The sequence below is a fragment of the Burkholderia sp. EMB26 genome (assembly GCF_024730645.1).
Taxonomy (GTDB): Bacteria; Pseudomonadota; Gammaproteobacteria; order Burkholderiales; family Burkholderiaceae; genus Burkholderia; species Burkholderia cenocepacia.
In genome coordinates, this window is record NZ_CP078072.1 from 157,115 (window position 1) to 181,508 (window position 24,394).

Here is a 24,394-nt window from a genome sequence, read left to right on the forward strand (position 1 = left end):
GTGGCCGGTTTCCCGCTTCACACCCGATTGTTCGGACAATATTCGCCGCGAATTATTGAATCGAAATCAACTGTGATTCGCACGCGCGCCCGCTTATCAAACCGGCGCGGCGGCACTATCGTGGCGGTTCCTGACACCGCTGACGACTGCCGACCATGAAGACGACCCTCGACGAGATGCTCGCGTTCGTGACCATCGCCGATACCGGTTCGTTGACGGGGGCGGCGGACAAACTGCACCAGCCGACCTCGGTGATGAGCCGGATCCTGCGACGCCTCGAGGAAAAGCTCGATACCACGCTGATCCGCCGCACCACGCGCCGCCTCGAAGTGACCGAGGAGGGCAAGCTCTTTCTCGACTACGCGCGCGAAATCATCGCGTCGGTCGAATTCGCCGAGGAACAGATCGTCAGCCAGCGCGAGACGCCGGCCGGGCGGCTGCGGATCAATGCGGCGATGCCGTTCATGCAGCACGTGATCGCGCCGATGATGCCGGGCTTTCGCGACGCGTACCCGGCGATCGAGGTCGAACTGCATACGAGCGACGAGATCATCGACCTGCTCGAACAGCGCACCGACGTCGCGATCCGGATCGGCGAGCTGCGCGATTCGACGCTGCATGCACGCCGGCTCGGCAGCAGCCGGCTGCGCATTCTGGCGAGTCCGGCCTATCTGGAGAAAGCCGGCGTGCCGACGCGTGTCGCCGATCTCGCGAACCATACGCTGCTCGGTTTCGTGCAGCCGGAGACGCTGAACCACTGGCCGCTGCGCACCGCGGACGGCGACGTGTACCGCATTCATCCGGCGCTGCAGGCGTCGAGCGGCGAGACGTTGCTGACGCTCGCGCTCAATGGCGCGGGCATCGTATGCCTCGCCGACTACATGACGGGCACGCATCGCCGCGATGGCAGCCTCGTCGAACTGCTCGTCGACGACACCATCGAGTTTCGCCAGCCGATTCACGCGGTGTTCTATCGCAACACGACGCTGTCGTCGCGCATCGTCAGCTTTCTCGACTATGTGAGCGCGCAGTTGAAGGCAGGCGGCGACATCGATTGACGTCGATGCCGCCCGCACGGGTTCACGCGACGTAAAAAGGGCGACGGGTTCGCATGACATCGAACCCGTCGCCCTTTGCGCATCGCTCGAAGCGAACCGCGTGCTTACTGCCCCAGCGCACTCATCAGCCTGACCCGGCTCAACGTTTCCTCGGTGCGCGCCTGGGCGAGCGAATCCTCGGCCGCGAGCAGCGCACGCTGCACCTCCAGCGTATCGATGAACGCCGATTCGCCGCTGCGCCACGAGCGGTTGATCTGCGTATACGCATCACGCGCATTCGACACCGCGCGCTCGAGGCGCTCGGTCCGGCCGTGATTCCGGGCGGTCGCGGCCGCCGATGTCTCGACGTCGCCGACGGCCGTCAGCACCGCCGTGCGATAGGCGGCGAGTGCCTGGTCGGCCTGTGCGCGCCGCAACGCGACGACGCTGCGGCGCCGGCCGCCGTCGAACAACGGCGCGCTCGCGCCGGCGCCGGCCATCCACGCGAGCGAACGCGCGAGCGACGCGCCCGAGAAACCGTCGATCGCCGCGCCGATCACGCCGATCAGTTGCAGGTGCGGCTTCAGGTCGGCCTCGGCGACGCCGATGCGCGCATAGGCCGCGACGACGCGCGCCTCGGCCGCGCGCACGTCGGGCCGCCGGCGCAGCAGGTCGGCCGGCGTGCCGATGCCCGGCGCGGCGGCGGTCCACACCGGCGCGGGCGCGGGCGGGTCGAGCCGCGCATAGATCGCCTGCGGCGTCGACGCGGTGATGATCGACAGCCTATGGATCGCGGCTTGCCGCTGCAGTTGCAGCGCGGGCAGCTCGGCCAGCGTCGTTTCCGTCTGCGCGGTGGCGCGGTCGACGTCGGCGGCCGGCACGACGCCGGCGTCGAACAGGCGCCGTGTCGATTCCTCGGTGCTGCGCTGGCTCAACGCGTTGGCCTCGACCAGCGCGAGCCGCTGTTCGAGGCCGCGCACCGTCACGTAGGTGCGCACGGTTTCGTCGATCGTCGCGATCCGCACGGCCGTCGCATCGTTTTGCGCCGATGCGATATCCGCGTCGGCTGCCGACACCCCCTGGCGGATGCGGCCGAAGATGTCGATTTCCCATGCGAGGCTCGCATTCAGGTCGAACGCGTTGCCGGTCGTCGGCGTATCGGTCGGGAACGCCTGCGATGCGGAAAGCCGCTGACGGCTGGCGCCGGCATTCAGGTCGACGGACGGGAACCATGACGACGCCGCGCCGATCCGCACCGCGCGGGCCGCATCGATGCGCGCGACGGCCGCCTGCAGGTCCAGGTTGTTCGCGAGCGCAGTGTCGACCAGCCGGTCGAGGATCGGATCGTGGAAGCCATGCCACCACGCGCCGGTGTCGGCGGCCGGGCCGCTGGCCGCGAGATCCGCGTTCGCAAAGGTCGCGGCCAGCGGCGGCGGCGTGACGGTGGCGACCGGCGCGCTCGTGCAGGCGGTCAGGACGGCCGCTGCGGACAGCGCGGCCACGAGTCGAACGAACTTCATTGCACAGCCTCCGTCGCGACGGCTGCGACAGCGGTCTTGCGCATCGCGAGCCGGCGAACCATCACATAGAACACGGGCGTAAACAGCAGCCCGAAGAATGTCACGCCGATCATCCCGAAGAACACCGCCGCGCCGACGGCCTGGCGCATTTCCGCGCCCGCGCCTTCGGAGATCACGAGCGGCAGCACGCCGAGGATGAACGCGAGCGACGTCATCACGATCGGGCGCAGCCGCTGCACGCATGCTTCGACGACGGCCTCGACGAGCTCGGCGCCGTCGGCCTCCAGCTGTCTTGCAACCTCGACGATCAGGATCGCGTTCTTCGCGGCGAGCCCGACCAGCACGATGAAGCCGATCTGCGTGAGGATGTTCACGTCCTGGCCGAGCGCGCGCACGCCGAGCGAGGCGGCAAGCAGGCACATCGGCACGATCAGCAGGATCGATACCGGCAGGCTCCAGCTGCCGTACTGCGCGGCGAGCACCAGATAGACGAGCAGCACGCACAGCGGGAACACGAGCAGCCCCGTGTTGCCGGCCGTGGTCTGCTGATAGGACAGATCGGTCCACTCGAACGAGATGCCGGGCGGCAGCACCTGTTTCGCCAGTGTTTCCATCGTCTTGATCGCGAAGCCCGAGCCGAGGCCCGGCGCGGTATCGCCGTTGATTTCGGTGGCCGGATACAGGTTGTAGCGCGGTGCGCGATCGACGCCGAGCATGTCGTCGATACGCGTCACGCTGCCAATCGGCACCATCTCGCCGTCGCGATTGCGCACCTTCAGCCGCGCGAGATCCGACGCGCCGACGCGGAACGGCAGGTCCGCCTGCGCGGTCACGCGATAGGTGCGCCCGACGATGTTGAAGTCGTTGATATAGGTCGAACCGAAATACGTCTCGACCGCGTCGTTGATCGCCTGGCTCGGCACGCCGAGCATCTCGGCCTTCTCGCGGTCGAGTTCGACGTGCACCTGCGGGCTCGTCGCGGAGTAGGGCGTGTAGACGCCGACCATGCCGGGCGTGCGGTTCGCGGCCGCGACGAGATCCTGCGTGGCCTTCGCGAGCGCGGCGGTGCCGAGGCCGTTGCGGTCTTCGAGCCGCATCGCGAAGCCGCCCGTGCTGCCGAGACCCTGCACCGGCGGCGGCATCGCGACGACGATCGACGCTTCGGTGATGGTCGCGAGCCGCTTGCGCATCTCGGCGGCAATCGTGTCGATCGTCAGGCCGCGCGCCTTGCGTTCCGGCCAGGGCTGGAACACCGGGAACAGGCCCGCGCTGTTCGCCGAGTTCGTGCCGGTCGCCGCGTTGACGCCGGAGAACACCGGCACGCGCGCGACACCGGGCACCGACAGCGCGATGTCCTCGATCTTGCGCGCGATCGCGCTGGTGCGTTCGAGCGTCGCGCCGTCGGGCATCCGCACGAGCACGACGAGGTAGCCGCGATCCTGAGCGGGAATGAAGCCCTTCGGGCTCGACACGAGCAGGTAGCCGGTCGCGGCGATCAGTACCACGTACAGTGCGGCCATGGCGGGAATGATCCGGACGACTTTCCGGACCAGCCGGCCATACGCATCGGACAGCCGCTGGAACAGGCGGTTGAACGCGTTCGAGAAGCGTCGCGCGACGCGCATCGCCGGCGCGAACGGCGCGGCCATGCGGGATGTCGGCGTCGGTGCGTCATGGTCACCGGCGTGCGCTTTCAGCATCATCGCGGACAGCGCGGGCGCGAGCGTTACCGACGTGAAGAACGAGATCGCGGTCGACACGGCGATCGTCACGCCGAACTGGCGGAAGAACTGGCCCGAGATGCCGGGAATGAACGAGGTCGGCACGAACACCGCGCACAGCACGAGCGTGATCGCGAACAGCGCGCCGCCGACTTCCTTCATCGTCAGCAGTGTCGCGTCGCGCGGCCCCGCACCGGCCGACAGGTGCCGCTCGACGTTTTCGACCACGACGATCGCATTGTCGACGACGATCCCCACCGCGAGCACGAGGCCGAACAGCGTCAGGTTGTTGATCGAGTAGCCGAGCACGGCCATCGCCGCGAACGTGCCGACGAGCGACACCGGAATCGACAGGATCGGGATGATCGACGGCCGCCAGCCCTGCAGGAACAGCAGCACGACGAACACGACGAGCACGACGGCCTCGTAGATCGTCTTGACGAGTTCGTGGATGCTGTCGCCGATGAACGCGGTCGGGTTGTAGCCGATGTTGTAGACGATGCCTTTCGGGAAGTCCCTGGACAGTTCGGCCATCTTCTTCTCGACCGCGGCCATCGTCGCGACCGCGTTCGCGCCGGGCTGCTGCAGCACCTGCAGCGCGATCGTCGGGTGGCGCAGCATGTAGCTGTCGGTCGCATACGCGAGGGCGCCGATTTCGACGCGTGCGACGTCCTTCAGCCGCACGAGCCTGCCATCCTTGCCCTGCTTGACGACGATGTCGCTGAAATCCTCGGGGCGCTTGAGCCGCCCCTCGAAGATCAGGTTCGGCTGGAATGCCTGGTTCGTGATCGGCGCCTGCGCGACCACGCCGCCCGCGAGCTGCGTGTTCTGCGCGCGTACCGCGGCGATCAGGTCGGCCGGGCTCAGGCCGAACGACGCGACGCGCTCGGGGTCGAGCCAGATGCGCATCGAGTATTCGCGCGCGCCGAGCGCGTTGATGTCGCCGACGCCTTCGATCCGCTTGAGCACGTCCGCGACGTTGCGGATCGCATAGTTCGATACGTACAGCGGATCGTAGCGCTGGTCCGGCGAGTACAGGAAGATCGTGCCGAGCTGCGTCGGCGACGACTTGCGTACCGACACGCCGCTGCGCTGCACCGGTTCGGGCAGGCGCGGCGTCGCGAGCGCGACGCGGTTCTGCACCAGCACCTGCGCCTTGTCGACGTCGGTGCCGGGCTTGAACGTCGCGGTAATGGTCAGGCTGCCGTCCGACGTCGCCTGACTGTACATGTACAGCATGTCTTCCACGCCGTTCACTTCCAGTTCGATCGGCGTCGATACCGTTTGCGAGACCGTTTCCGCGGAGGCGCCCGGATAGGTCGCCTGGATCACGACGGTCGGCGGCGCGATGTCCGGATACTCGGACACCGCGAGCGAGAAATAGGCCAGCGCACCGGCGATCGTCAACACGATCGACAGGACGATCGCGAGCACCGGCTGCTGGACGGACAGGCGGCCGAGGTTCATTGCGCGCTCCCCATCGTGCCGCTCGCCGCGTGGGCCACCGTGGCCGCTTCGATCGCGCGCGGCACGGCCTTGACCTTGTCGCCGGCCTGCACGCGCTGGAAGCCGTCGACGATCACGGTATCGCCCGCCTTCAACCCCGCATCGATCTCGCGCAGGTTGTCGTACAGGCGGCCGGGCGTCACCGGGCGGATCGCGACGGTGCCGTTCGCGTCGACGAAGTACAGCACGCGGCGCGTCGCATCGGTCGCGACGGCCGCATCGGGCACGAGCAGCGCGTGGTGCGCGACGCGGCTCGACAGGTACACGCGGCCGAACTGGCCGGGGCTCAGGCGCCGGTCCGGATTCGCGACGCGTGCGCGCTGGCGCAGCGTGCCGGTCGAGTCGTCGAGGCGGTTGTCGACGAAATCCATCGTCCCCGTCAGCGACGGCCGGGCATCGCCCGGCAGCGCGATCGCGACCTGCCGCGACGACGCGTTGCCGCCGCTTGTCCGCGCTTCGCGCGTATAGCGCAGGTAACTTTCCTCGTCGACGTCGAAGTAGATGTCGATCGGATCCTGCGACACGATCGTCGTCAGCACGGTCGCGTCGCTGTCGCCGCCTTTCACGAGATTGCCTTCGCTCACGAGTTTGCGGCTGATGCGGCCGGACATCGGCGCGACGATGCGCGTGAACGACAGGTCGAGGCGCGCGCGTTCGAGTGCGCCTTGTGCGCTCGTCACCTCGGCCTGCGCGCCTTGCACGGCCTGCCTGCGCTGGTCGTAGAGGCTCTGCGCGATCGTATCGGTCTTGATCAGGATGCTCGCGCGCTCGAAATCCTGCCGGCTCAGCTTCAGTTGCGACTGCGCGCGTTCGAGCGCGCCCTGCGCGGCGGTGACGGCCGCCTGGTACGGGCGCGGGTCGATGACGAACAGCAGGTCGCCCTTGCGGACGGTCGCGCCGTCCTGGAACGCGACCTTGTCGAGATAACCGCTCACGCGCGGACGCACGTCGACGGTGTCGACCGCTTCGAAGCGGCCGGTGTAGACGTCGACGTCGTGGACGTCGCGCACGACGGGCGCACTGACGATCACGTTGGGCGTCGCGGCCGGGGCCTTGTCGTCCGACTGGCAGCCGGCCAACGCGAAGAGCGCGGCGAGCGGAACGGCGGCCAGCACGGCCGATCGCGCGATGCGTTTCAATCCTGGATATCGGTTCATATGCGTACGAGATGTCGAGTGGGGCGCGTGGCGCCGGACGGTGCGAAGTATCGGGCGCGGCGCGCGGCGGATAAACGGACGAAGCGGCATAAGAACTTGTACTGCGCAGTCACGAATCGCTGCCTGCATCGGCGACCGGCGAGCCGGTTTCGCGGAGCACGGCGAGCAAGCGGAAGGGCAGCGACGACGCGCGGCCCGAATGCCTGTTCAGGCGATTCGGGCCGGCCATGCGGAGGGGGCGGACGCGCGATTGCGCGTATCGGAAGGCGTGCTTGCTTGCACGCCGACGTGGCTCAATGCCCGCGATAGATCGAGTCGCGGCCGTTGACCGACATCGCGCGGCCGGATTCGCCGGTCGTGCGGGTTTCGCTGCCGTAACCGGTCGTGTTCGCGGCCGGGATGGCGTTCGGGGCGGATTGCGCGACGGCGTTTTCGCGCACACGCTGTTCGGCGGCGAGGATCGCGGCCGGATACTGGTTGTGGTCCAGCGCCGGGGTATAGCCGACGGCCGCGAGGCGGGCCATCTCGGCCTTCACTTCGGCGCGGGTCAGCTGATGGTCGGCCTGCTGCGCGAACGACAGCGCCGGTGCGGCAAGGATCAGGGCGGCAAGGGTGGAAGAAACGAGCGTTTTCATCATGGGTACCTGTGTGGTTGAGTGAGCCGCAACCAACGTCGACCACGTCGATGTCGTTGCGCGTGCAGCCAATATAGGTACGCCGACGCCCGGGAAAAACGGCTGCCGGACCAAATCATTTTTGATTCTGAGTCACGAATCGAACGTGAATTCGGTCGGCAGCCTTGCCGGCCGGGCGTCTGGCCCGAACAGTGGCTAGGGGCCGGTGATCGAAACAGGCCGCCAATCGGCCCATTAGACCTCGCGGGACTCAAGTGTGTCGAATTCCGTCTTGGACAGACTTAACCGGTCTCCCTAGACTGAACTCGCTTTCCTTTACTCCCTGGAGAAAATCATGAGTCTCAAAGACAAGCTGCCCGGCAACAAGATCCTCGGTTTCGGTACCGCCCCGCTCGGCAACATGTTCCGCGACATCCCCGACGCGGAAGCCGCGGCCACCGTCGAAGCCGCGTGGCAACACGGCATCCGCTATTTCGATTCGGCCCCGTTCTACGGCGCCGGCCTGGCGGAAATCCGCCTCGGCGACGCGCTCGCGAACCATCCGCGTGACGAGTACGTGCTGAGCACGAAGGTCGGCCGCGTGATCCTCGACGAAATCGAAGACGTGTCGGCGCGCGATCTCGGCGAAAAGGGCGGCCTGTTCGAACACGGCCGGCCGAACCGCATCGTCAACGACTACTCGGCCGACGCGACGCTGCGCTCGATCGAGGACAGCCTGAAGCGTCTGCGCACCGACCGCCTCGATATCGTGTGGGTGCACGACATCGCGCAGGACTTCTACGGCGACGAATGGCTCGCGCAATTCGAAGTGGCGCGCAAGGGCGCATTCCGCGTGCTGAGCAAGCTGCGCGAGGAAGGCGTGATCAAGGCGTGGGGCCTCGGCGTGAACCGCGTCGAACCGATCGAACTGGTGCTCGACCTCGCCGAACCTCAACCGGACGGCATGCTGCTGGCCGGCCGCTACACGCTGCTCGATCATGAGCGCGCGCTGCAACGCGTGATGCCGGCGGCGGCCGCGCAGAACGTCGGGATCGTCGTCGGCGGCCCGTACAGCTCGGGCGTGCTCGCGGGCGGCACGCACTTCGAATACCAGAAGGCGTCGCCGGAAATCCTCGCGAAGGTCGACCGGATCAAGGCGATCGCCGCGCGCTACGACGTGCCGATCAAGGCCGCCGCGCTGCAGTTCTCGATGTCGCATCCGGCGACCGTCGCGGTGATCCCGGGCGCGAGCCGTCCGGAGCGGATCGCGGAAGACCAGGCCGCGCTGAACGTGGCGATTCCGGCCGACTTCTGGCGCGAGATGCGTGAACAAGGCCTGATCGCGGCCAATGCGCCGCTGCCGACCGATCGTTGATCCTGAAAGGTGATGACATGGCACAGGCACATGCAAGTATCGAGATCGCGGCTTCGGCCGACACGGTCTGGCAACTGATCGGCGGCTTCGGGTCGCTGCCCGACTGGCTTTCGTACATTCCGGCCAGCGAGCTGAGCGAGGGCGGGCGCGTGCGGCGTCTCGCGAATCCGGCGGGCGATGCGATCGTCGAGCGGCTGGTTGCGTTCGACGAAGCGGAGCGCAGCTATACGTACGCGATCCTCGAAGCACCGTTCCCGGTCGTGAACTATCGCTCCACGCTGCGCGTGCGCGAGAACGGCCCGAACGCGTCGAAGGTCGAGTGGTCCGGCACGTTCACGCCGCACGGCGCGACCGACGACGAAACCGTCCGGCTGTTTCGCGGCATCTACGAAGACGGCCTCGCGGAACTGGCGAAGCGCTTCGCGGTGGCCTGACGGCGACACGTCGCATCGTGTGATGGAGGCGGGGCGTCCGGCTCCCGCCACGCCTTCGCCGCGGGTGTCGCCTGCGGCGAAGGCGTGGGCGTGGGTGCAGGTGTGAGCGCGTCGGCGTGGTTCTACACCGACGGGCCGCCGCCATCGGCGTGCAGCTCGTCGATCAGCAGCCGCGCGCCCGGCGAGATCGGCGCGCCCTTGCGCGTGACGAGTTCGTAAGGCTCGCTGCGCGAACCGATCCGCAGCGGCAGGATGCGCGTCATGTCGTGCCGCGCGAAGAATTCGGCGACGTCGATCGACACCAGCGCGACGAACGACGGATTGCCCTGCAACAGCGCGAGCGTCGCGAATGCCGACGTCGTTTCGAGCAGATGCGGCGGAAAGCGGATGTCGGCTTCGAGGAATTCGCGTTCCAGGAGCAGCCGCATCGGCATGTTCGCGCGATACACGACCCACCTGTATTCGGCGAGGTCGCGCAGCGCGAGCTTCTTTGCGCCCTTGAGCGGATGGCGCACGTTCGCGACCACCGCGAGCGTCTCGTCCTGCAGCTTCACGCTGTCGTAGAGCTGTGGCGTGCGGCTGATCGTCGTGCGGCAGATTGCAAGATCGAGCCGGCCTGCGTCGATCTCGCTCAGCAGCGCTTCGCTGGTGTCCTCGACGATCTCGACGGACATCTCCGGATGGCGTGCGACGAGCGTCGAGATCGCATCGGTCAGCCGCGGCACCGCGCCCATGATCACGCCGACGCTCACGCGCCCGCCATGTCCGCGCAGGATGCCGACGATTTCCTCGCGCAGATGTGCGAGATCGGTATGAATCAGCCGCGCGTAGCGGATCACGCAATCGCCGACCTCGGTCGGTTCGAGCCCGCGGTTGGTGCGATTGAAAAGCGGCGTGCCGAAGGTCGTCTCGATCTCCTGCAGCGCCTTGCTCGCGCCCGGCTGCGTGAGCGCGACCTGCTGCGCGGCCTTGAGCAGCGAGCCCTGGTCGGCGAGCGCGATCAGCAGGCGCAGCTGCTTCAGGTGAAGGCGGGAAATGATGGAGTGAAGCGGCGGGGTCATGGATGTGACGAAAAGTTATACCGGTATCACGTCCCGTCAATTGTCTCGACGATTGCGATTCCTTATGCTGGCCCGTCGAGCCTTTTTATCAAGCTGTTTTTGGATGGGTGAACCGGGATGCCGCCGACGTGCGGCGGAAAGCGGGTGCACTCACTATAACTTGAACTTATTGCCGTGTCGATTGCGGTCGCACCCGGACGACACGCGCTGGATGCCAGGAGCGAAGCACACATGGATCTGAACATCGAAGGCCGCTGGGCGCTGGTTTGCGCGGCCAGCAAGGGGCTGGGCAAGGGGTGCGCGCAGGCGCTCGTCGCCGAGGGCGTGAACGTCGTGATCACCGCGCGCGGCAGCGACGCGCTCGACGCGACCGCCCGCGAACTGCGCGCGCTCAACCCGGCCGTCACGGTGGTGGCCGTGGCCGGCGACATCACGACGAGCGCGGGCCGCACGGCGGCGCTCGCGGCCGCGCCGCAAGTCGACATCCTCGTGAACAACGCGGGCGGCCCGCCGCCGGGCGATTTCCGCGAATGGACGCGCGACGACTGGATCGCGGCGCTCGACGCGAACATGCTGACGGCGATCGAGCTGATCAAGGCGACCGTCGACGGGATGACCGAGCGCGGCTTCGGGCGCATCGTCAACATCACGTCGAGCGCCGTGAAAGCGCCGATCGACGTGCTCGGCCTGTCGAACGGCGCCCGCACGGGGCTGACCGGCTTCATCGCGGGCATCGCGCGGCAGAAGCGCATCGCGGCGCGCAACGTGACGATCAACAACCTGCTGCCGGGGCTGTTCGATACCGACCGTCTGAAGAAGGCGACCGAAGCGTCCGCGCGGGCAGAAGGGGCGGACTACGAAGCGACGCGTGAAGCGAAGCGCCGCAACGTGCCGGCCGGGCGTTTCGGCACGGCCGACGAATTCGGCGCGGTCTGCGCGTTCCTGTGCAGCGCGCACGCCGGTTACCTGACCGGGCAGAACGTGCTGCTCGACGGCGGCGCATATCCGGGCACGTTCTGATCGCGCGGCGTTCGTCGCGGGATGCCCGGGCCGCACGGTGCGCCCGGGCATGGCTTGCCCGCGTTACTTGATCACCAGCGGATTGACCGGCGCACCGGTGCCGCCGACGATCTTCAGCGGCGCGGCCGTGTACAGGAATTGCCACTGGCCGTCGCGCGCGCAATCTTCCGCGAGCGCATCGAGCAGCACGACCTCGGTGAACACGACGCCGAGGTTGCGCATCAGCGCGTTGTGCAGCGGAATCATCACGCCCGACACGGGGTCGACCGTCACTTCGTTGCCCATCGTATCGGTGACGAGGTTCGGAATCTCCATCTCGCGGAACCATTCGACGAGCTCGCGGCTGAACGTGAGCCCCGGCTCGACGTAGTCGCGATAGAACTCGGCTTCGTCGCGCTCGTAGAACGATCCGATCCAGCCGGTGCGGATCAGCAGGATGTCGCGCGGCTCGACCGTCACGTTCTGCGCGCGCGCCGCGTCGAGCAGGTCGTGATGATCGAACGTCTCGCCCTTGTCGAGCACGCGCTTGTTGCGATGGCGCGCGATGTCGATCAGCACCGCGCGGCCCGCGATACCGCGCTCGGCGATCGGCAGGATGCTCGCGCGTTCGAGGCCGCCGACCGTGCTCAGCGCGTCGTAGCCGTTCCACAGCGTATCGTCGTACCACACGTGCCCGAGCGCGTCGCACTGCGTCGAGCCCTGCACGTGCATGAAGATCACGTCGTCCGCGTATTCGACGTTGCCGTCGAAGTGCGCCTTGCCCGCGAGGAAATGGCCCTTGTCGAGCACGTTCATCCGCATCGACGGGCGCCGGCCCGGAAACAGCGGCTCGCCCTTCGCGTGGCCGATGTCCACCTGCAGCGTGAAGGTGCGGCCCTGGCGCACGGCGGCGATGCCGCGCATCACCTGTTCGGATTGGAGATAATTCAGCGCGCCGACTTCATCGTCGGGGCCCCACTTGCCCCAGTTGGTCGGCAGGCCGTCGAGCAGGCGCTTGACGTCGGGGCCATCGGCCGGTTTCTGCACACACATGTTCGTCTCCATCGTTGTGATCGACGCGAACCCGGGGGCGATTTGCCGTGCGGGCATTCGGCATCGGACGGGCGCGCCCGGTGCGGCGCGACGTCGGGCCAGTATAGAAATCGCGCCGCCCATCCGGTATTGAGAGCCGCTCATAGCGCTATGAAAAGCTGTCATGCGCGAAGTATTGACGCGGGTCGGGCGGGTTTGAAACCATCGTGGTCGATCGTGGCGGCGCTGCATGCGCGTCGACGCCAACGCATCCAGTCGATTGATCCACACAGGAAACGGAAATGAACATCGCAGGCAACTTGCTGATCGGTCAGCGCGCGCGGCGCGGCACCCAGGGCGTCACGTATGCGATCGACGCGGCGAGCGGCGAACGCATGGAGCCGGCTTTCGGCGGCGCGACCGTCGTCGATCTCGACGAAGCGTGCGCGCTGGCCTGGGCGGCCTTCGACGCGTATCGCGAGACCCCGCCCGAAGCACGCGCGCAGTTTCTCGAAGCGATCGCGGCGAACATCCTCGCGCTCGGCGATGCGCTGGTCGAGCGCTGCGTCGCCGAATCGGGCCTGCCGCGCGCGCGTGTCGAAGGCGAGCGCGGCCGCACGGTCGGCCAGTTGCGCCTGTTCGCCGGCGTGGTGCGCGCGGGCGACTACCTCGAAGCGCGCATCGATCCGGCGCAGCCGGAACGCCAACCCGCGCCGCGCCCCGATCTGCGCCTGCGTCATATCGGCGTCGGCCCGGTCGCGGTATTCGGCGCGAGCAACTTCCCGCTCGCGTTCTCGGTGGCGGGCGGCGATACGGCGTCCGCGCTCGCGGCCGGCTGCCCGGTGATCGTGAAGGCGCACTCGGCGCACCCCGGCACGTCGGAACTCGTCGGGATGGCCGTGCAGCAGGCCGTGAAAGCATGCGGGATGCCGGAAGGCACGTTCTCGCTGCTGTTCGGCAGCGGCCTTGAAATCGGCCAGGGGCTCGTGCGCGACCGCCGCATCAAGGCGGTCGGCTTCACCGGTTCGCGCCATGCGGGGACCGAACTGATCGCGATCGCGAACGCGCGGCCCGAACCGATCCCCGTCTATGCGGAGATGAGCAGCATCAACCCCGTGCTGTTGTTCCCGCACGCGCTGGAACAACGCGGCGACGCGATCGCGCAGGCATTCGTGCAGTCGCTGACGCTCGGTGCCGGCCAGTTCTGCACGAACCCCGGGCTGATCTTCGCGGTGGAAGGGCCGGCGCTCGAACGCTTCATCGCGGCGGCGGCCGGGCGGCTCGCGCAGGCGCCGGCCGCGACGATGCTCACGCCCGGTATTCACCAGGCGTTCGAGCGTGCGGTCGCGGTGTTCGCGCAGCATCCTCAGGTGCGGACCGTCGCGCGCGCCCAGGCGCCTGCCGGTGCGAACCAGGGGCAGGGCGCGCTGTTCGTGACGAGCGCCGACGCATTCCGCGAATCGAAGGCATTGCACGAGGAGATTTTCGGCGCGGCGTCGCTGATCGTTCGGTGTCCGGACCTGAACACGATGCTCGCGCTGGTCGAGTCGCTGGAAGGGCAGCTGACGGCGGCGATTCATCTCGACGAAGCCGATTACGCGGACGCGCGCCGATTCCTCCCGGCGCTGGAGCGGCGCGCGGGCCGCGTGCTGGTCAACGGCTTCGGCACCGGCGTCGAGGTCGCGCATGCGATGGTGCACGGCGGCCCGTATCCGTCTACCGCGGACGGGCGTTCGACGTCGGTCGGCAGCCTCGCGATCCGCCGCTTCCTGCGGCCGGTCAGCTATCAGGACATGCCGGATGCGCTGCTTCCCGACGCATTGCGAACGAGCAACCCGTGGGCGCTGAACCGCCTGCTCGACGGCAAGCTCACGCTCGCGCGGTAAGCGGCGAGCGAATGGCAGGCGGGGCGTCGCGACGCACCGGCGCCCGGCGTTTTCACGGCCTTATTTGCCGACTGCCGCGACGACCTCCTCGCCGGTCAGGATCTCGCGGAAGATGCCCACCAGCGGGCGCAGGTTGACCTTGTGCCACGCGGCCCACAGCGGCGTGCGGTAGCTGAACCACGGCAGCTCGCGCAGCACGACGCCTTCCGGCACCTGGTGACGCAGGCTTTGCTGGATCATCGTCACGCCGAGCCCGGCGGCGACGAGCCCGAGCGCGGCGAGCGGCTCGGTCGCTTCCACCGAGATGTCCGGCGAAAAACCGGCCTTCGCACAGGCCGCGACGAACGCGCCGTGCCGCGGCGCGCTTTCCTGCTGCGTGACGCCGATCCACGCCTGCGCGGCAAGATCGTCGGCGACCAGCGTCTTCTTCTTCGCGAGCGGATGCCCGTCGGGCAGCGCGAGCAGCATCGGATCGTTCAGCACCATCGTCGAATCGAGTTCGGGATCGTCCGGTGCGGGCGGCTCGGTCACGAGCGCGATGTCGAGGCTGCGCTCGCGCAGGCCTTCGAGCTGCGCGGCGCAGGGATAGTTGTACAGCGCGATATGCACCGACGGGCGCTCCGCGCGCAGCGTTTTCAGCGCGCGCGGCAGCACGCCCGAGTGCGTGGCCGTTTCCAGATAGCCGATGCACAGACCGCCTTCGTCGCCGCGACCGAGCCGGCGCGCGAGCGATTCGAGCCGGTTCGCATGGCGCAGGAACGCATGCGCTTCGCTGAGGAACGTGCGCCCGTCACGCGTCAGACGAATGCGCTGCTGGCTGCGTTCGAACAGCGTCAGGCCGAGCTTTTCCTCGAGCTGCGCGATCTGGCGGCTGAGCGGCGACTGCGAAATGTGCAGGCGTTCGGCCGCGCGGCCGACGTGTTCCTCTTCCGCGACCGCGATGAAATATTGAAGCTGGCGGATGTCGAGCATGTAAGACCTTATGGGACTCAAGTGTGATGAATTATGTCTTGGACAGACTTATTCATGCAACCTAGACTGGGCGCACTTTCCTGTCCCATCCGGAGAAACGCATGGCTCTCAACGACACGCTGCCCGCCGACAACCGGCTCGGTTTCGGCGCGGCGCCGCTCGGCAACATGTTCCGCGACATTCCCGACGCGGAAGCGCACGCGACCGTCGAAGCCGCGTGGGCACGCGGCATCCGCTACTTCGACACCGCGCCGTCGTATGGCGCGGGGCTCGCGGAAGCGCGTCTCGGCGACGCGCTGGCCGGCCGGCGCCGCGACGACTACTTCATCAGCACGAAGGTGGGCCGCATCGTGCTCGACGATCTGGAGGAAGCGGCCACCCGCGACTACGGCGAGAAGAGCGGGATCTTCGCGCACGGCCGCGCGAACCGGCTGGTGAGCGACTACTCGGCCGACGCGACGCTGCGCTCGATCGAGGACAGCCTGAAGCGGCTGCGCACCGATCGTCTCGACATCGTGTGGGTGCACGACGTCGCGCAGGACATCTACGGCGACGAATGGCTCGCGCAGTTCGAGGTGGCGCGCAAGGGCGCATTTCGCGTACTGGGCAAGCTGCGCGAGGAAGGCGTGATCGGCGCGTGGGGCCTCGGCGTGAACCGTGTCGAGCCGATCGAGTTGCTGCTCGACCTCGCCGAACCGCAACCGGACGGCATGCTGCTGGCCGGCCGCTACACGCTGCTCGATCACGAACGCGCGCTGCAGCGCGTGATGCCGGCCGCCGCGGCCCGTCACGTCGGGATCGTCGTCGGCGGCCCGTACAGCTCGGGCGTGCTCGTCGGCGGCGCGCACTTCGAATACCGGAAGGCGCCGCCCGAGGTCGTCGCGAAGGTCGAGCGGATCAACGCGATCGCCGCGCGCCACGACGTGCCGGTCAAGGCCGCCGCGCTGCAGTTCGTGCTCGCGCATCCGGCGACGGCCGCGGTGATTCCGGGCGCGAGCCGCCCGGAGCGCATCGCGGAAGATGCCGCGGCGCTGACGTTCGAGATCCCCGCCGATTTCTGGCGCGAGATGCGCGAGCAGCAGCTCGTCGCGGCCGATGCGCCGCTGCCGATCGATCGTTGATTCGGTCAGCGCCGCCGAGTCCGTCTGGCCGCTGACGACGCGACGAGGCCCGCTCGCGCGGGCCTCGTCGTTTCGGCAGAAGGAAAGCTCGGCTGCGTGACCGTCAGCCGTGCGTGCGCGGCCGGTAATCGATCAGGCTGGAGAACACCGCGATCAGCACGGCCATCGCGACGAAGAACAGCAGCGCGAGGAAGTACGAGCCCGACCACTGGACGATCACGCCGATCAGGATCGGCACCACGACGCCGACCATGCTGCCGCAGAAGTTCATCGTGCCGCCGAGCACGCCGGCGCGTTCCGGGCCGCCGACGATCGCCGGCAGGCTCCAGTACATCCCGCAGAAGCGGATGAAGAACATCGCGATGCTCAGCAGCAGCACCACGGCGTTTGCGTTCGCGATATAGGCCGCCGCGAGGATGCACGCGGCCGCGATCAGCGACGAGCCGCTGAACATCGTGCGCATCACCAGGTTCGGCGACGCGCCCGACGCCTTCCAGCGATCGCCGATGGTGCCGCCGATCAGTTCGCCGACGAAGCCCGACATGAAGATGATGAAGGTCGCGCCGCCCGTCGTCGCGATGTTGAAGCCGTAGGTCTTGTGCAGGTAGCTCGGCATCCACGTCAGCAGCCCGTAGAACACCGCGAGGATGCAGCTGTAGCCGGCGAACATCGCGAGCACCGAGCGATCCTTCACCAGTTCGCGCAGCGGCACGCGTTCGCCCGTGGTTTGCGTCGGCGCATTCGCGCGCGTGATGTGTTCGAGCTCGGCCGCATTCACGCCCGGATGCTCGGACGGATGGTTGCGGATGTAGCGCCATACGAGCACGCCCACCAGCATCGTGCCGACGCCCGCGATCACGAACGCGATGCGCCACGATCCGAACCACGCGATCAGCCCGGAAATCAGGATCGCACCGAGCGCGCTGCCGAGCGGCGCGCCGCCGTCGACCAGCACCGCGCCGCGGCCGCGTTCGTGCGGCGTCAGCCACGTGCCGATCAGCTTCGCGCCGGCCGGGAACACCGGCGATTCGGAGAAGCCGAGGCCCATGCGCGTGAGCATCAGCAGGATCCAGTTGTGCGATGCCGCGCCGAGCGCCTGGAACGCGCCCCATGCGAGCGTCGCGGTCGCGATGATGCCGCGCGTGTGATAGCGGTCGAGCATCACGCCGACCGGGATCTGCATCAGCGCGTACGACCAGAAGAACGCGCTCAGCATCAGGCCTTCGAGCGCCGGCGACAGGTTGAATTCCGGTGCGATCAGCGGCATCGCGACCGACAGCGACGCGCGGTCGATGTAGTTGATCGCGACCAGCAGCAGCATGAGCAGGAAGATGCGCCAGCGGACGTTGGTCGGCCGCGCCGCCGCGTCGAGCGAAGTCGGCGCGGCGGCCGGGACGGCGGGGGAAGTCGAGGGGGGCATGCGTGTCTCCGTCGTTATGGTTGCGGGGGCGATGGCATCGTCGCCGTGCAGCGACTGTAGGGGCATGGCCGCGTCTTGCCTAATGACGCTTCGTGATCGCGTGATAACCAAACGGCGCGGCGCGCGGGGAATAAGCGGACGTTATCGGGCGATCCGGTTTTTTCATTACCGGCGGCAATCGGCCGCTTGTAGTGTTCGGTGCGGAGACTTCACACGGAGAAAGCACCATGAGCCCATTCCAATATTTCTTTCCCACCACGCTGAAATTCGGCAACGGCCTCGCGCGGCAGGCCGGCGAACTGCTGAAGCCGCTGTTCAGCGGCAAGCTGCTGGTCGTGACCGACGAAGGCCTGATCAAGAGCGGCGTGCTCGAAGGATTCTTCGCATCGCTGCGCGACGCGGACGTCGCCTACGAAATCTTCTCGGGCGTCGAGGCGAACCCGAGCACGGCCGTGCTCGACAGCGCGCTGACGTTCCTGAAGGAGCATCGCTGCACCGCCGTGATCGGCGTCGGCGGTGGCAGCAGCATCGACACGGCGAAGGGTGTGGCCGCGATGGCCACCAACGGCGGCACGATTCTCGACTACGAGGGCTACAACAAGATCCCGGACGAACCGCTGCCGATCTTCGCGATCCCGACCACGTCGGGCACCGGCAGCGAATGCACGGCGTCGACGGTGTTCACGAACCAGGAAACGCTGTTCAAGACCGTGATCGTCAGCCACAAGCTGTTCCCGAAGCTCGCGATCCTCGACGCGGAGCTCACGCTGAAGCTGCCGGCCGCGATCACCGCGGCCACCGGCATGGACGCGCTGACGCATGCGATCGAATCGTATGTGTCGAAGCAGGCGAACCCGGTGAGCCAGTCGCTCGCGCTGGGCGCGATCCGCCTGATCGGGCGCAGCCTGCGCAACGCGTTCTACGTCGGCTCCGATCTCGCGGCGCGCGAGGACATGCTGCTCGGCTCGTTCCTGGCCGGCGTCGCGTTTTCGCAGTCGAAGCTCGGCAACGTGCACGCGATCTCGCACACGATGGGCGGCGTGTTCAACATCGCGCACGGCATCGCGAACGCGGCGCTGCTGCCGTACGTGATCGAATTCAACCGGCCGGCCTGCCCGGCGCTGTATCGCGACATCGCGGCAGCGCTCGGCGGCGACGTGACCGGCGTCGATGCGGAAACGGCCGCGCGCGCACTGGTCGAGCAGATCGTCGAACTCAATCGCGCGCTCGCGATTCCGTCGAACATCCGCGAGCTCGGCGTCGATCTCGCGCACCTGCCGCAGATGGTGGCCGACTCGATGCGCAGCGGCAACGTGCTGGTCAACCCGCGGCTGACGACCGCGCGCGACGTCGAAGGCATCATCCGCGCCGCGTACGGCGGCGAACTCTGATCGCGCGACCCGCGCGAAGTGCGATTACCCGAATCGATTCAACCAGGAGCAGTCATGTATTACGAAATGCGGACCTACACGGTCCAGATCGGCAAGATGAACGAATACCTGCGGCACTTCGAGAAGGAAGGGCTGCCGGTGATCTCCCGCTATGCGACGCTGGTCGGCTGGTGGTACACGGAAATCGGCGAACTGAACCAGGTCGTCCACATCTGGGCATACGAAAGCCTCGACGATCGCATCAAGCGCCGTACCGCGCTGTACGAGGATCCGGACTGGCTCGAGAAGTTCGTGCCGAAGGCGTTCCCGATGCTCGAGAAGATGGAGTCGAAGCTGCTGCGCCCGGCCGCGTTCTCGCCGATCAGGTAAGCAGGGGACCTTGCAGCGTTTCGACGAGCAGGCGCGCACCCGGCGACAGGTGCGCGAAGGTACGGGCGACGACGCCGTACGGCTCGTCGAGCGCCGGGATCGCGACGGGCAGGCACGCAATCAGGCCGAAGCGCTCGCCGAACTCGGCGACTTCGCGCGGGATCACGGCCACCAGCTCGGGGTCTGCCTGCAGCAGCGTGAGCGTCGCGAACGTCGACGCGGTTTCGATCGGATAGCGCGGCACCTCGATGCCGGCGTCGGCCAGTGCGCGTTCGAGCGCGAGCCGCATCGGCGTGTTGACCGGATACGCGACCCATTCCGCATCGGTGAGATCGCGCAGCGTCAGCGTGTCGCGCCCGGCGAGCGCATGCGTGCGCGCGGTCACGACCGCGAGCGGTTCGGATTTCAGCGGCAGGTAGTCGTACGCTTCCGGGCGGCGGCTGTTGCCGTTGCGGCAGATCGCGAGGTCGATGCGGCCGTCGTCGATCAGCGCGAGCAGGCTCGCGCTGGTGCCTTCGACGATCTCGACCGACAGGTTCGGCTGGCGGCGGCGCAGGTCGGTGAGCGCGCGCGTGAGCAGCGGCACCGCGCCCATGATCACGCCGACCGCGAGATGGCCGCCATGCCCCTGCGTGAGCGCGAGGACTTCGGTGTGCAGGTGTTCGAGGTCGCTGTAGATGAGGCGCGCGTAGCGCGTGACGCAGCGGCCGAGGTCGTTCGCGACGAGGCCCTTCGGTTGCCGCTCGAACAGCGGCATGCCGAGGATGTCCTCGATCTCGCGCAGCACCTTGGTGGCGCCGGGCTGCGAGATCGCGATCTCTTCGGCGGCCTTGTGCAGCGAACCGTGGTTTTCGAGCGCGATCAGCAGTTTGAGCTGCTTGAGGCGAAGGCGCGACGCGATATTGGCGAGGGAGGGAACGGCCAGCGGCTTCATGGCAACGACCAAACCGAAAGCGCGCATTATAGCCCGTCCGGCCCATAAACGATCCTGAGGATCGCCAAGAAATCGCGGGTTTTCCGGCCTTCGGATCACCCGCGCATGCGGTCAATTTCCGTACATGTCGAAGTCGAAATACTTCGACTGGATCGCGTTGTACGTGCCGTCGCCGCGAATCTGCGCGATGGCGCGATTCAGTGCGTCACGCAGGTCGGTGTCGGCCTTGCGCACGCCGGCCGCATCGCCGTTGCCCATGATCTTCGCGTCGTACACCACGCCGCCCGCGAACGAGAAGCCCTTGCCGCGCGGCGTCGCCAGGAACCCGAGCTGGCCCTGCACGGCATCCATCAGCACGCCGTCGACGCGCCCGGTGACCAGATCCGCATACGCCTGGTCGTAGCTCGGATACGGCACGACCTCGACCTTCGCGGCCGCCCACTTCTCGCGCGCATAGGTTTCCTGGACCGTGCCCTGTTCGACCGCGACGCGCTTGCCGGCGAGCTTTGCCGCGTCCGGCAGCAGCCCCGACCCGGTACGCGCGATCAGCCGCGTCTGGTTGCGGTACAGGCGGTCGGTGAAGTCGATCTGCTGGCGCCGCTGTTCGGTCGCGGCCATCGACGACAGGATCACGTCGAACTTGCGCGCCTGCAGCCCCGGAATCAGCCCGTCGAAGCTGCTCGACACCCACACGCATTTCGCATTCAGCTTCGCGCACAGCGCGTTGCCGAGATCGATGTCGAAGCCCTTCACGCTGCCGTCGGTCGCGGTCGACTCGAACGGCGGGTAGGTCGGGTCGACGCCGATGCGGATGGTCGTCCATTCCTTCGCCGACGCCAGCGACGCGACAGCCATCGCGGCGGCGGAAAGGAGAATCGTGAGGCGCGTCTTCATGGTCTGGCTCCGTTCGTGTGGGGAAGAGTGGGCGTGCGCGTCAGCTCGGGAATTCGCCGCGCTGAAAATCGTTCGACAGTTCGAGGGCGTCGGCCATCTCGCCGACGGTGACCGGCTTGATCGGCGCGCGGATCCGGTAGTGACCGACGTCGCCGATGCCGCGCTGCTGCACGTCGGCGATCAGTTCGCCGACCGTCGTGCCGCACCAGCGCCCCTGGCACGGACCCATTCCGCAGCGCGTAAACGCCTTCATCTGGTTCGGCCCCTGGCAGCCGAGCGCCGCGAGCTGGCGAATCTCGCCGGCCGTGACTTCCTCGCAGCGGCACACGATCGTGTCGTCGTCGGGGCGGCGCAGCGCGGCGGGCGGCGTATACAGCGCGTCGAGCAGCGGGCGCACCGCGAGATGGCGGCGCCATGCACGCAGCACCGGGCGTTCGCGTGCGGCCTGCCGTTGCGCGTCGAGCGCACCGAGTTGCCGGGCGATGTCGAGCGCCGCCACTTCGCCGGCGAGTGCCGCCGCCTGTGCGCCGCCGATCCCTGCGCCGTCGCCCGCGATCCAGACGTGCGGCACGCTGCTGCGGCCGCGCGCGTCGCGCTGCGGGCGCCAGCATGCCGACGCTTCGTCCCATTCATGCGCGCAGCCGAACGCGCGCGCGAGCTGCGTCGACGGAATGACGCCCTGATGCAGCAGCACGAGGGACGTGTCGAGCGCTTGCACGACGCCTTTCGCGTCGCGAAAGCGGATGCGTTCGGCGCGATCGTCGCCGTCGATGCGGATGTCGGTCGCGCCGCGATGGACGGGAATCCCGGCGTCGCGCACCGCACGCAGCATGCGCCAGCCCTTGAGCAGATAGTCGACGCCGCGCAGTGCCGGCAGCGCATGGGGAAGCGCGCGGCGCCACGCGTCGCGCGGTGTCGTATCGACCAGCGCGCGCACGCGCCGGCCCGCATTCAGCAATTGCGCGGCGAACAGCCACAGCAGCGGGCCGCTGCCCGCGAGCACGGCGTCGGCCGACGGCGCGAGGCCGGACGCTTTCAGCAGCGTTTGCGCGGCGCCGACGCCCATCACGCCGGGCAACGTCCAGCCGGGCACCGGCCACGGCCGCTCCTGCGCGCCGGTCGCGATCAGCACCGCGCGCGGGCCGATTTCGAGCGTGCCGCGCGACGGGCCGCTCTGCGTGAGCATCGCGACGGGTGTCGGTTCGAATGCGACCTGCCACACGACGCTGCGCGGCAGGTAATGCGCGCCGCTGGCGAGCAGGCCGTCGACGAGCGGCCGGCCGGCCGCATAGTCGGCGCCAAGCCATTGCGCGAGCGGCGCCGGCGCATCGGCCACGTTGCGGTAGATCTGGCCGCCGGGCGCGCGGCCTTCGTCCGCGACGACGACCGACAAGCCGGCCGTGCGCGCGGCGATGGCTGCCGCCATCCCGGCCGGCCCGGCGCCAACGATCAGCAGGTCGCACTGGCGGCGCGTCATGCGAGCCTCGCCTTGCCGTGCATCGCGCGCACCTGCATGCCGTCGGCGACGGGCGTCATGCAGCCTTGCACGTTCGGGACGCCGTCGATTTCGACGAGGCAGTCGAAGCACACGCCCATCATGCAGAACGGGCCGCGCGGCGCGCCGCTCACGGCGCTCGTGCGGCACGCGGCCGAACCGGCGGCGAGCATCGCGGCCGCGACGCTGTATTGCGCGGGCACGTCGTGCGGCGTGCCGTCGATATGGATGCGCACGCGTTCGAGCGTCGCGGCGGCGGGGACGAGGGATTCAAACATGCCGGGCTTCCGTGGGCGCGTCAAAGCGCGCAGTGGTAAAGGCGGACAGGTCGGCCGGCGCGGCGCCGCCGGCGATCCACGGCGCGACGAGATCGGCGTGGGTTGCCGCGAGCGTCACGCCGCTGTGGCAGATCGCGATGAACGCGCCGGGATGCGTGGTCGACGCCTCGTAGACGGGCAGGCCGTCGGGCGTCATGATGCGCAGCGCGCCCCACGCGCGCACGATGCGTGCATGCGCGAGCGCGGGGAAGGCGGTGCGTGCGCGACGCGCGATGTCGACCATCGCCGGGCGCGTCTGGCCGTCGTCGAAGCCGACGTCTTCGGCCGAGTCGCCGAGCAGCACCGAGCCTTCCGGCGTCTGCCGGACGACGAGCGTCGGATAGTCGAGAAACGGCGCGAGCCGTTCGGTGACCATGATCTGGCCGCGCAACGGCGAGATCGGTGCGCGCAGGTCGACCATCGGCGCGAGCCGCGCGTTGTCGAGGCCGGCCGCGAGCACCACGCGCCCGGCTTCGAGCCGTGCGTGGCGCGTGTCGATCTCGAAGCGCCCCGCGTGCGGGCGGATTTCGCTGACCTCGCTGCGCGGCAGATAGACACCGCCGCACCGCTGAAACGCCTGCAGCATCGCGCGCAGCGTATAGAGCGGATTCGCGTGACCGTCGTTCGGCGACCACAGCGCGCCGGCCAGCGACGGCGACGCCGACGGAATGCGCCGGCGCAGCGCCGCCGGATCGAGGACTTCGTACGACAGCGCGGCTTCCTGCCGGCGCAGCGATTCGAGCAGGTCGGTCGCGCCGTCGAGTTCCGCGCGGTGTTCGAACAGCTCGATGCCGCCCGGGCGTTCGAACGCGCAATCCACGCCGGTTTCGCGCTGCAACTGCGCGGCGAACGCATGCCAGCGCTCGGACGATTCGCGCGACCAGCGCGCATAGGGCACGCAGCGGCCGCCTTTGCCCTGCACCCACACGAGCCCGAAATTGCCGCGCGCCGCGCGAAACGCGATGTCGTCGCCGTCGCACACCGCGACGCGCTGGCCGAGACGCGCGATGCCCCACGCGATGGCCATGCCGACGAGACCGCCGCCGGCCACGACGACGTCGAAGCGGCGCACGGTCATGCGCGGCTCCGGTGTCGCGGGTGAGGCGGTTGCGTGTTATATCCCATGGCGGCGCGGCTCC

At 68.2% G+C, this 24,394-nt stretch carries 21 protein-coding genes; 8 read left to right on the plus strand and 13 right to left on the minus strand.

What is annotated here, in order from left to right:
• The first annotated feature begins 155 nt into the window (after positions 1-155).
• Positions 156-1,058, plus strand: coding sequence for a LysR substrate-binding domain-containing protein (locus tag KU887_RS31075; protein ID WP_048988543.1), 903 nt, complete (start codon positions 156-158; stop codon positions 1,056-1,058).
• Between the two features lie 104 nt (positions 1,059-1,162).
• On the opposite strand, the gene KU887_RS31080 is transcribed toward KU887_RS31075, so the two are convergent.
• From KU887_RS31080 to KU887_RS31095, 4 genes are all read right to left on the minus strand, one after another.
• Positions 1,163-2,557, minus strand: coding sequence for an efflux transporter outer membrane subunit (locus tag KU887_RS31080; RefSeq protein ID WP_060265068.1), 1,395 nt, complete (start codon positions 2,555-2,557; stop codon positions 1,163-1,165).
• Positions 2,554-5,745, minus strand: a complete 3,192-nt coding sequence (locus KU887_RS31085; RefSeq protein WP_258258712.1) for an efflux RND transporter permease subunit — start codon at positions 5,743-5,745, stop codon at positions 2,554-2,556. Before KU887_RS31085 ends, KU887_RS31080 begins: the two co-directional genes overlap by 4 nt.
• Entirely contained in the window at positions 5,742-6,923 is a 1,182-nt protein-coding gene (locus tag KU887_RS31090) for an efflux RND transporter periplasmic adaptor subunit (protein ID WP_258258714.1), read from the minus strand. The genes KU887_RS31085 and KU887_RS31090 overlap by 4 nt, the downstream gene beginning before the upstream one ends.
• A 311-nt stretch (positions 6,924-7,234) precedes the next feature.
• The gene (locus KU887_RS31095; RefSeq protein ID WP_309138196.1) at positions 7,235-7,579 is read right to left on the minus strand and encodes a DUF4148 domain-containing protein; all 345 of its coding nucleotides are present in this window, start codon (positions 7,577-7,579) and stop codon (positions 7,235-7,237) included.
• 331 nt (positions 7,580-7,910) lie between these two features.
• Here KU887_RS31095 and KU887_RS31100 point away from each other — a divergent pair, with 331 nt between their 5' ends.
• Both KU887_RS31100 and KU887_RS31105 read left to right on the plus strand, forming a co-directional pair.
• Positions 7,911-8,930, plus strand: a complete 1,020-nt coding sequence (locus tag KU887_RS31100; protein WP_006485206.1) for an aldo/keto reductase — start codon at positions 7,911-7,913, stop codon at positions 8,928-8,930.
• Positions 8,931-8,947: 17 nt separating this feature from the next.
• Complete coding sequence (locus KU887_RS31105) at positions 8,948-9,364, plus strand: SRPBCC family protein (RefSeq protein ID WP_069352164.1); 417 nt, start codon at positions 8,948-8,950, stop codon at positions 9,362-9,364.
• A 122-nt stretch (positions 9,365-9,486) separates the two neighbouring features.
• Here the strand turns inward: KU887_RS31105 and KU887_RS31110 are convergent, their stop codons facing one another.
• Positions 9,487-10,425 carry a LysR family transcriptional regulator gene (locus KU887_RS31110; RefSeq protein WP_006497959.1) on the minus strand — a complete coding sequence of 313 codons (939 nt, stop codon included), beginning with the start codon at positions 10,423-10,425 and terminating at the stop codon, positions 9,487-9,489.
• Between the two features lie 231 nt (positions 10,426-10,656).
• Here KU887_RS31110 and KU887_RS31115 point away from each other — a divergent pair, with 231 nt between their 5' ends.
• Positions 10,657-11,445 carry an SDR family oxidoreductase gene (locus tag KU887_RS31115; protein WP_080331938.1) on the plus strand — a complete coding sequence of 263 codons (789 nt, stop codon included), beginning with the start codon at positions 10,657-10,659 and terminating at the stop codon, positions 11,443-11,445.
• A 63-nt stretch (positions 11,446-11,508) separates the two neighbouring features.
• On the opposite strand, the gene KU887_RS31120 is transcribed toward KU887_RS31115, so the two are convergent.
• On the minus strand, positions 11,509-12,477 hold the full coding sequence (locus KU887_RS31120) for a cyclase family protein (RefSeq protein WP_258258720.1): 969 nt from the start codon (positions 12,475-12,477) through the stop codon (positions 11,509-11,511).
• A gap of 281 nt (positions 12,478-12,758) precedes the next feature.
• On the opposite strand from KU887_RS31120, the gene KU887_RS31125 reads away from it, so the two are divergent.
• Positions 12,759-14,342 carry an aldehyde dehydrogenase (NADP(+)) gene (locus tag KU887_RS31125; protein ID WP_077190586.1) on the plus strand — a complete coding sequence of 528 codons (1,584 nt, stop codon included), beginning with the start codon at positions 12,759-12,761 and terminating at the stop codon, positions 14,340-14,342.
• A gap of 60 nt (positions 14,343-14,402) precedes the next feature.
• Here the strand turns inward: KU887_RS31125 and KU887_RS31130 are convergent, their stop codons facing one another.
• Entirely contained in the window at positions 14,403-15,314 is a 912-nt protein-coding gene (locus tag KU887_RS31130; RefSeq protein ID WP_006497963.1) for a LysR family transcriptional regulator, read from the minus strand.
• Positions 15,315-15,415: 101 nt separating this feature from the next.
• Between KU887_RS31130 and KU887_RS31135 the strand changes: the two genes are divergently transcribed.
• Positions 15,416-16,435: an aldo/keto reductase gene (locus KU887_RS31135; protein WP_048988556.1), complete on the plus strand. Its 1,020-nt coding sequence runs from the start codon at positions 15,416-15,418 to the stop codon at positions 16,433-16,435.
• Positions 16,436-16,538: 103 nt separating this feature from the next.
• Here KU887_RS31135 and KU887_RS31140 read toward each other — a convergent pair whose 3' ends face one another.
• Positions 16,539-17,855 carry an MFS transporter gene (locus KU887_RS31140; RefSeq protein ID WP_006497965.1) on the minus strand — a complete coding sequence of 439 codons (1,317 nt, stop codon included), beginning with the start codon at positions 17,853-17,855 and terminating at the stop codon, positions 16,539-16,541.
• A gap of 227 nt (positions 17,856-18,082) precedes the next feature.
• Between KU887_RS31140 and KU887_RS31145 the strand changes: the two genes are divergently transcribed.
• A complete protein-coding gene (locus tag KU887_RS31145; RefSeq protein ID WP_034203934.1) occupies positions 18,083-19,246 on the plus strand; it encodes an iron-containing alcohol dehydrogenase in 1,164 nt (387 codons plus the stop codon).
• 54 nt (positions 19,247-19,300) lie between these two features.
• Positions 19,301-19,615 (plus strand): NIPSNAP family protein, encoded by a 315-nt coding sequence (locus tag KU887_RS31150; RefSeq protein ID WP_006497967.1) that lies wholly within the window; start codon positions 19,301-19,303, stop codon positions 19,613-19,615.
• On the opposite strand, the gene KU887_RS31155 is transcribed toward KU887_RS31150, so the two are convergent.
• The 5 genes from KU887_RS31155 to KU887_RS31175 all read right to left on the minus strand — a co-directional run bounded on the left by KU887_RS31155 (position 19,608) and on the right by KU887_RS31175 (position 24,333).
• Positions 19,608-20,549, minus strand: coding sequence for a LysR family transcriptional regulator (locus tag KU887_RS31155; protein ID WP_006497968.1), 942 nt, complete (start codon positions 20,547-20,549; stop codon positions 19,608-19,610). The two genes, KU887_RS31150 and KU887_RS31155, sit on opposite strands and share 8 nt — an antisense overlap.
• A 111-nt stretch (positions 20,550-20,660) precedes the next feature.
• Positions 20,661-21,443: an ABC transporter substrate-binding protein gene (locus tag KU887_RS31160; protein WP_006485210.1), complete on the minus strand. Its 783-nt coding sequence runs from the start codon at positions 21,441-21,443 to the stop codon at positions 20,661-20,663.
• A gap of 40 nt (positions 21,444-21,483) precedes the next feature.
• On the minus strand, positions 21,484-22,920 hold the full coding sequence (locus tag KU887_RS31165) for an NAD(P)/FAD-dependent oxidoreductase (protein WP_258258723.1): 1,437 nt from the start codon (positions 22,918-22,920) through the stop codon (positions 21,484-21,486).
• Entirely contained in the window at positions 22,917-23,216 is a 300-nt protein-coding gene (locus KU887_RS31170; RefSeq protein WP_006485198.1) for a (2Fe-2S)-binding protein, read from the minus strand. The genes KU887_RS31165 and KU887_RS31170 overlap by 4 nt, the downstream gene beginning before the upstream one ends.
• Entirely contained in the window at positions 23,209-24,333 is a 1,125-nt protein-coding gene (locus KU887_RS31175) for an FAD-binding oxidoreductase (RefSeq protein ID WP_006497970.1), read from the minus strand. Before KU887_RS31175 ends, KU887_RS31170 begins: the two co-directional genes overlap by 8 nt.
• Positions 24,334-24,394: the final 61 nt, after the last annotated feature.

Excerpts from the sequence above, each read along its gene's own strand:
- KU887_RS31100 (WP_006485206.1), top strand. The coding sequence starts at position 7,911 with ATGAGTCTCAAAGACAAGCTGCCCGGCAACAAGATCCTCGGTTTCGGT.
- KU887_RS31105 (WP_069352164.1), top strand. The coding sequence starts at position 8,948 with ATGGCACAGGCACATGCAAGTATCGAGATCGCGGCTTCGGCCGACACG.
- KU887_RS31170 (WP_006485198.1), bottom strand. The coding sequence starts at position 23,216 with ATGTTTGAATCCCTCGTCCCCGCCGCCGCGACGCTCGAACGCGTGCGC.
- KU887_RS31130 (WP_006497963.1), bottom strand. The coding sequence starts at position 15,314 with ATGCTCGACATCCGCCAGCTTCAATATTTCATCGCGGTCGCGGAAGAG.
- KU887_RS31160 (WP_006485210.1), bottom strand. The coding sequence starts at position 21,443 with ATGAAGACGCGCCTCACGATTCTCCTTTCCGCCGCCGCGATGGCTGTC.
- KU887_RS31115 (WP_080331938.1), top strand. The coding sequence starts at position 10,657 with ATGGATCTGAACATCGAAGGCCGCTGGGCGCTGGTTTGCGCGGCCAGC.
- KU887_RS31110 (WP_006497959.1), bottom strand. The coding sequence starts at position 10,425 with ATGACCCCGCCGCTTCACTCCATCATTTCCCGCCTTCACCTGAAGCAG.
- KU887_RS31155 (WP_006497968.1), bottom strand. The coding sequence starts at position 20,549 with ATGAAGCCGCTGGCCGTTCCCTCCCTCGCCAATATCGCGTCGCGCCTT.
- KU887_RS31075 (WP_048988543.1), top strand. The coding sequence starts at position 156 with ATGAAGACGACCCTCGACGAGATGCTCGCGTTCGTGACCATCGCCGAT.
- KU887_RS31095 (WP_309138196.1), bottom strand. The coding sequence starts at position 7,579 with ATGATGAAAACGCTCGTTTCTTCCACCCTTGCCGCCCTGATCCTTGCC.
- KU887_RS31150 (WP_006497967.1), top strand. The coding sequence starts at position 19,301 with ATGTATTACGAAATGCGGACCTACACGGTCCAGATCGGCAAGATGAAC.
- KU887_RS31085 (WP_258258712.1), bottom strand. The coding sequence starts at position 5,745 with ATGAACCTCGGCCGCCTGTCCGTCCAGCAGCCGGTGCTCGCGATCGTC.
- KU887_RS31125 (WP_077190586.1), top strand. The coding sequence starts at position 12,759 with ATGAACATCGCAGGCAACTTGCTGATCGGTCAGCGCGCGCGGCGCGGC.
- KU887_RS31165 (WP_258258723.1), bottom strand. The coding sequence starts at position 22,920 with ATGACGCGCCGCCAGTGCGACCTGCTGATCGTTGGCGCCGGGCCGGCC.
- KU887_RS31080 (WP_060265068.1), bottom strand. The coding sequence starts at position 2,557 with ATGAAGTTCGTTCGACTCGTGGCCGCGCTGTCCGCAGCGGCCGTCCTG.
- KU887_RS31175 (WP_006497970.1), bottom strand. The coding sequence starts at position 24,333 with ATGACCGTGCGCCGCTTCGACGTCGTCGTGGCCGGCGGCGGTCTCGTC.
- KU887_RS31135 (WP_048988556.1), top strand. The coding sequence starts at position 15,416 with ATGGCTCTCAACGACACGCTGCCCGCCGACAACCGGCTCGGTTTCGGC.
- KU887_RS31140 (WP_006497965.1), bottom strand. The coding sequence starts at position 17,855 with ATGCCCCCCTCGACTTCCCCCGCCGTCCCGGCCGCCGCGCCGACTTCG.
- KU887_RS31120 (WP_258258720.1), bottom strand. The coding sequence starts at position 12,477 with ATGTGTGTGCAGAAACCGGCCGATGGCCCCGACGTCAAGCGCCTGCTC.
- KU887_RS31145 (WP_034203934.1), top strand. The coding sequence starts at position 18,083 with ATGAGCCCATTCCAATATTTCTTTCCCACCACGCTGAAATTCGGCAAC.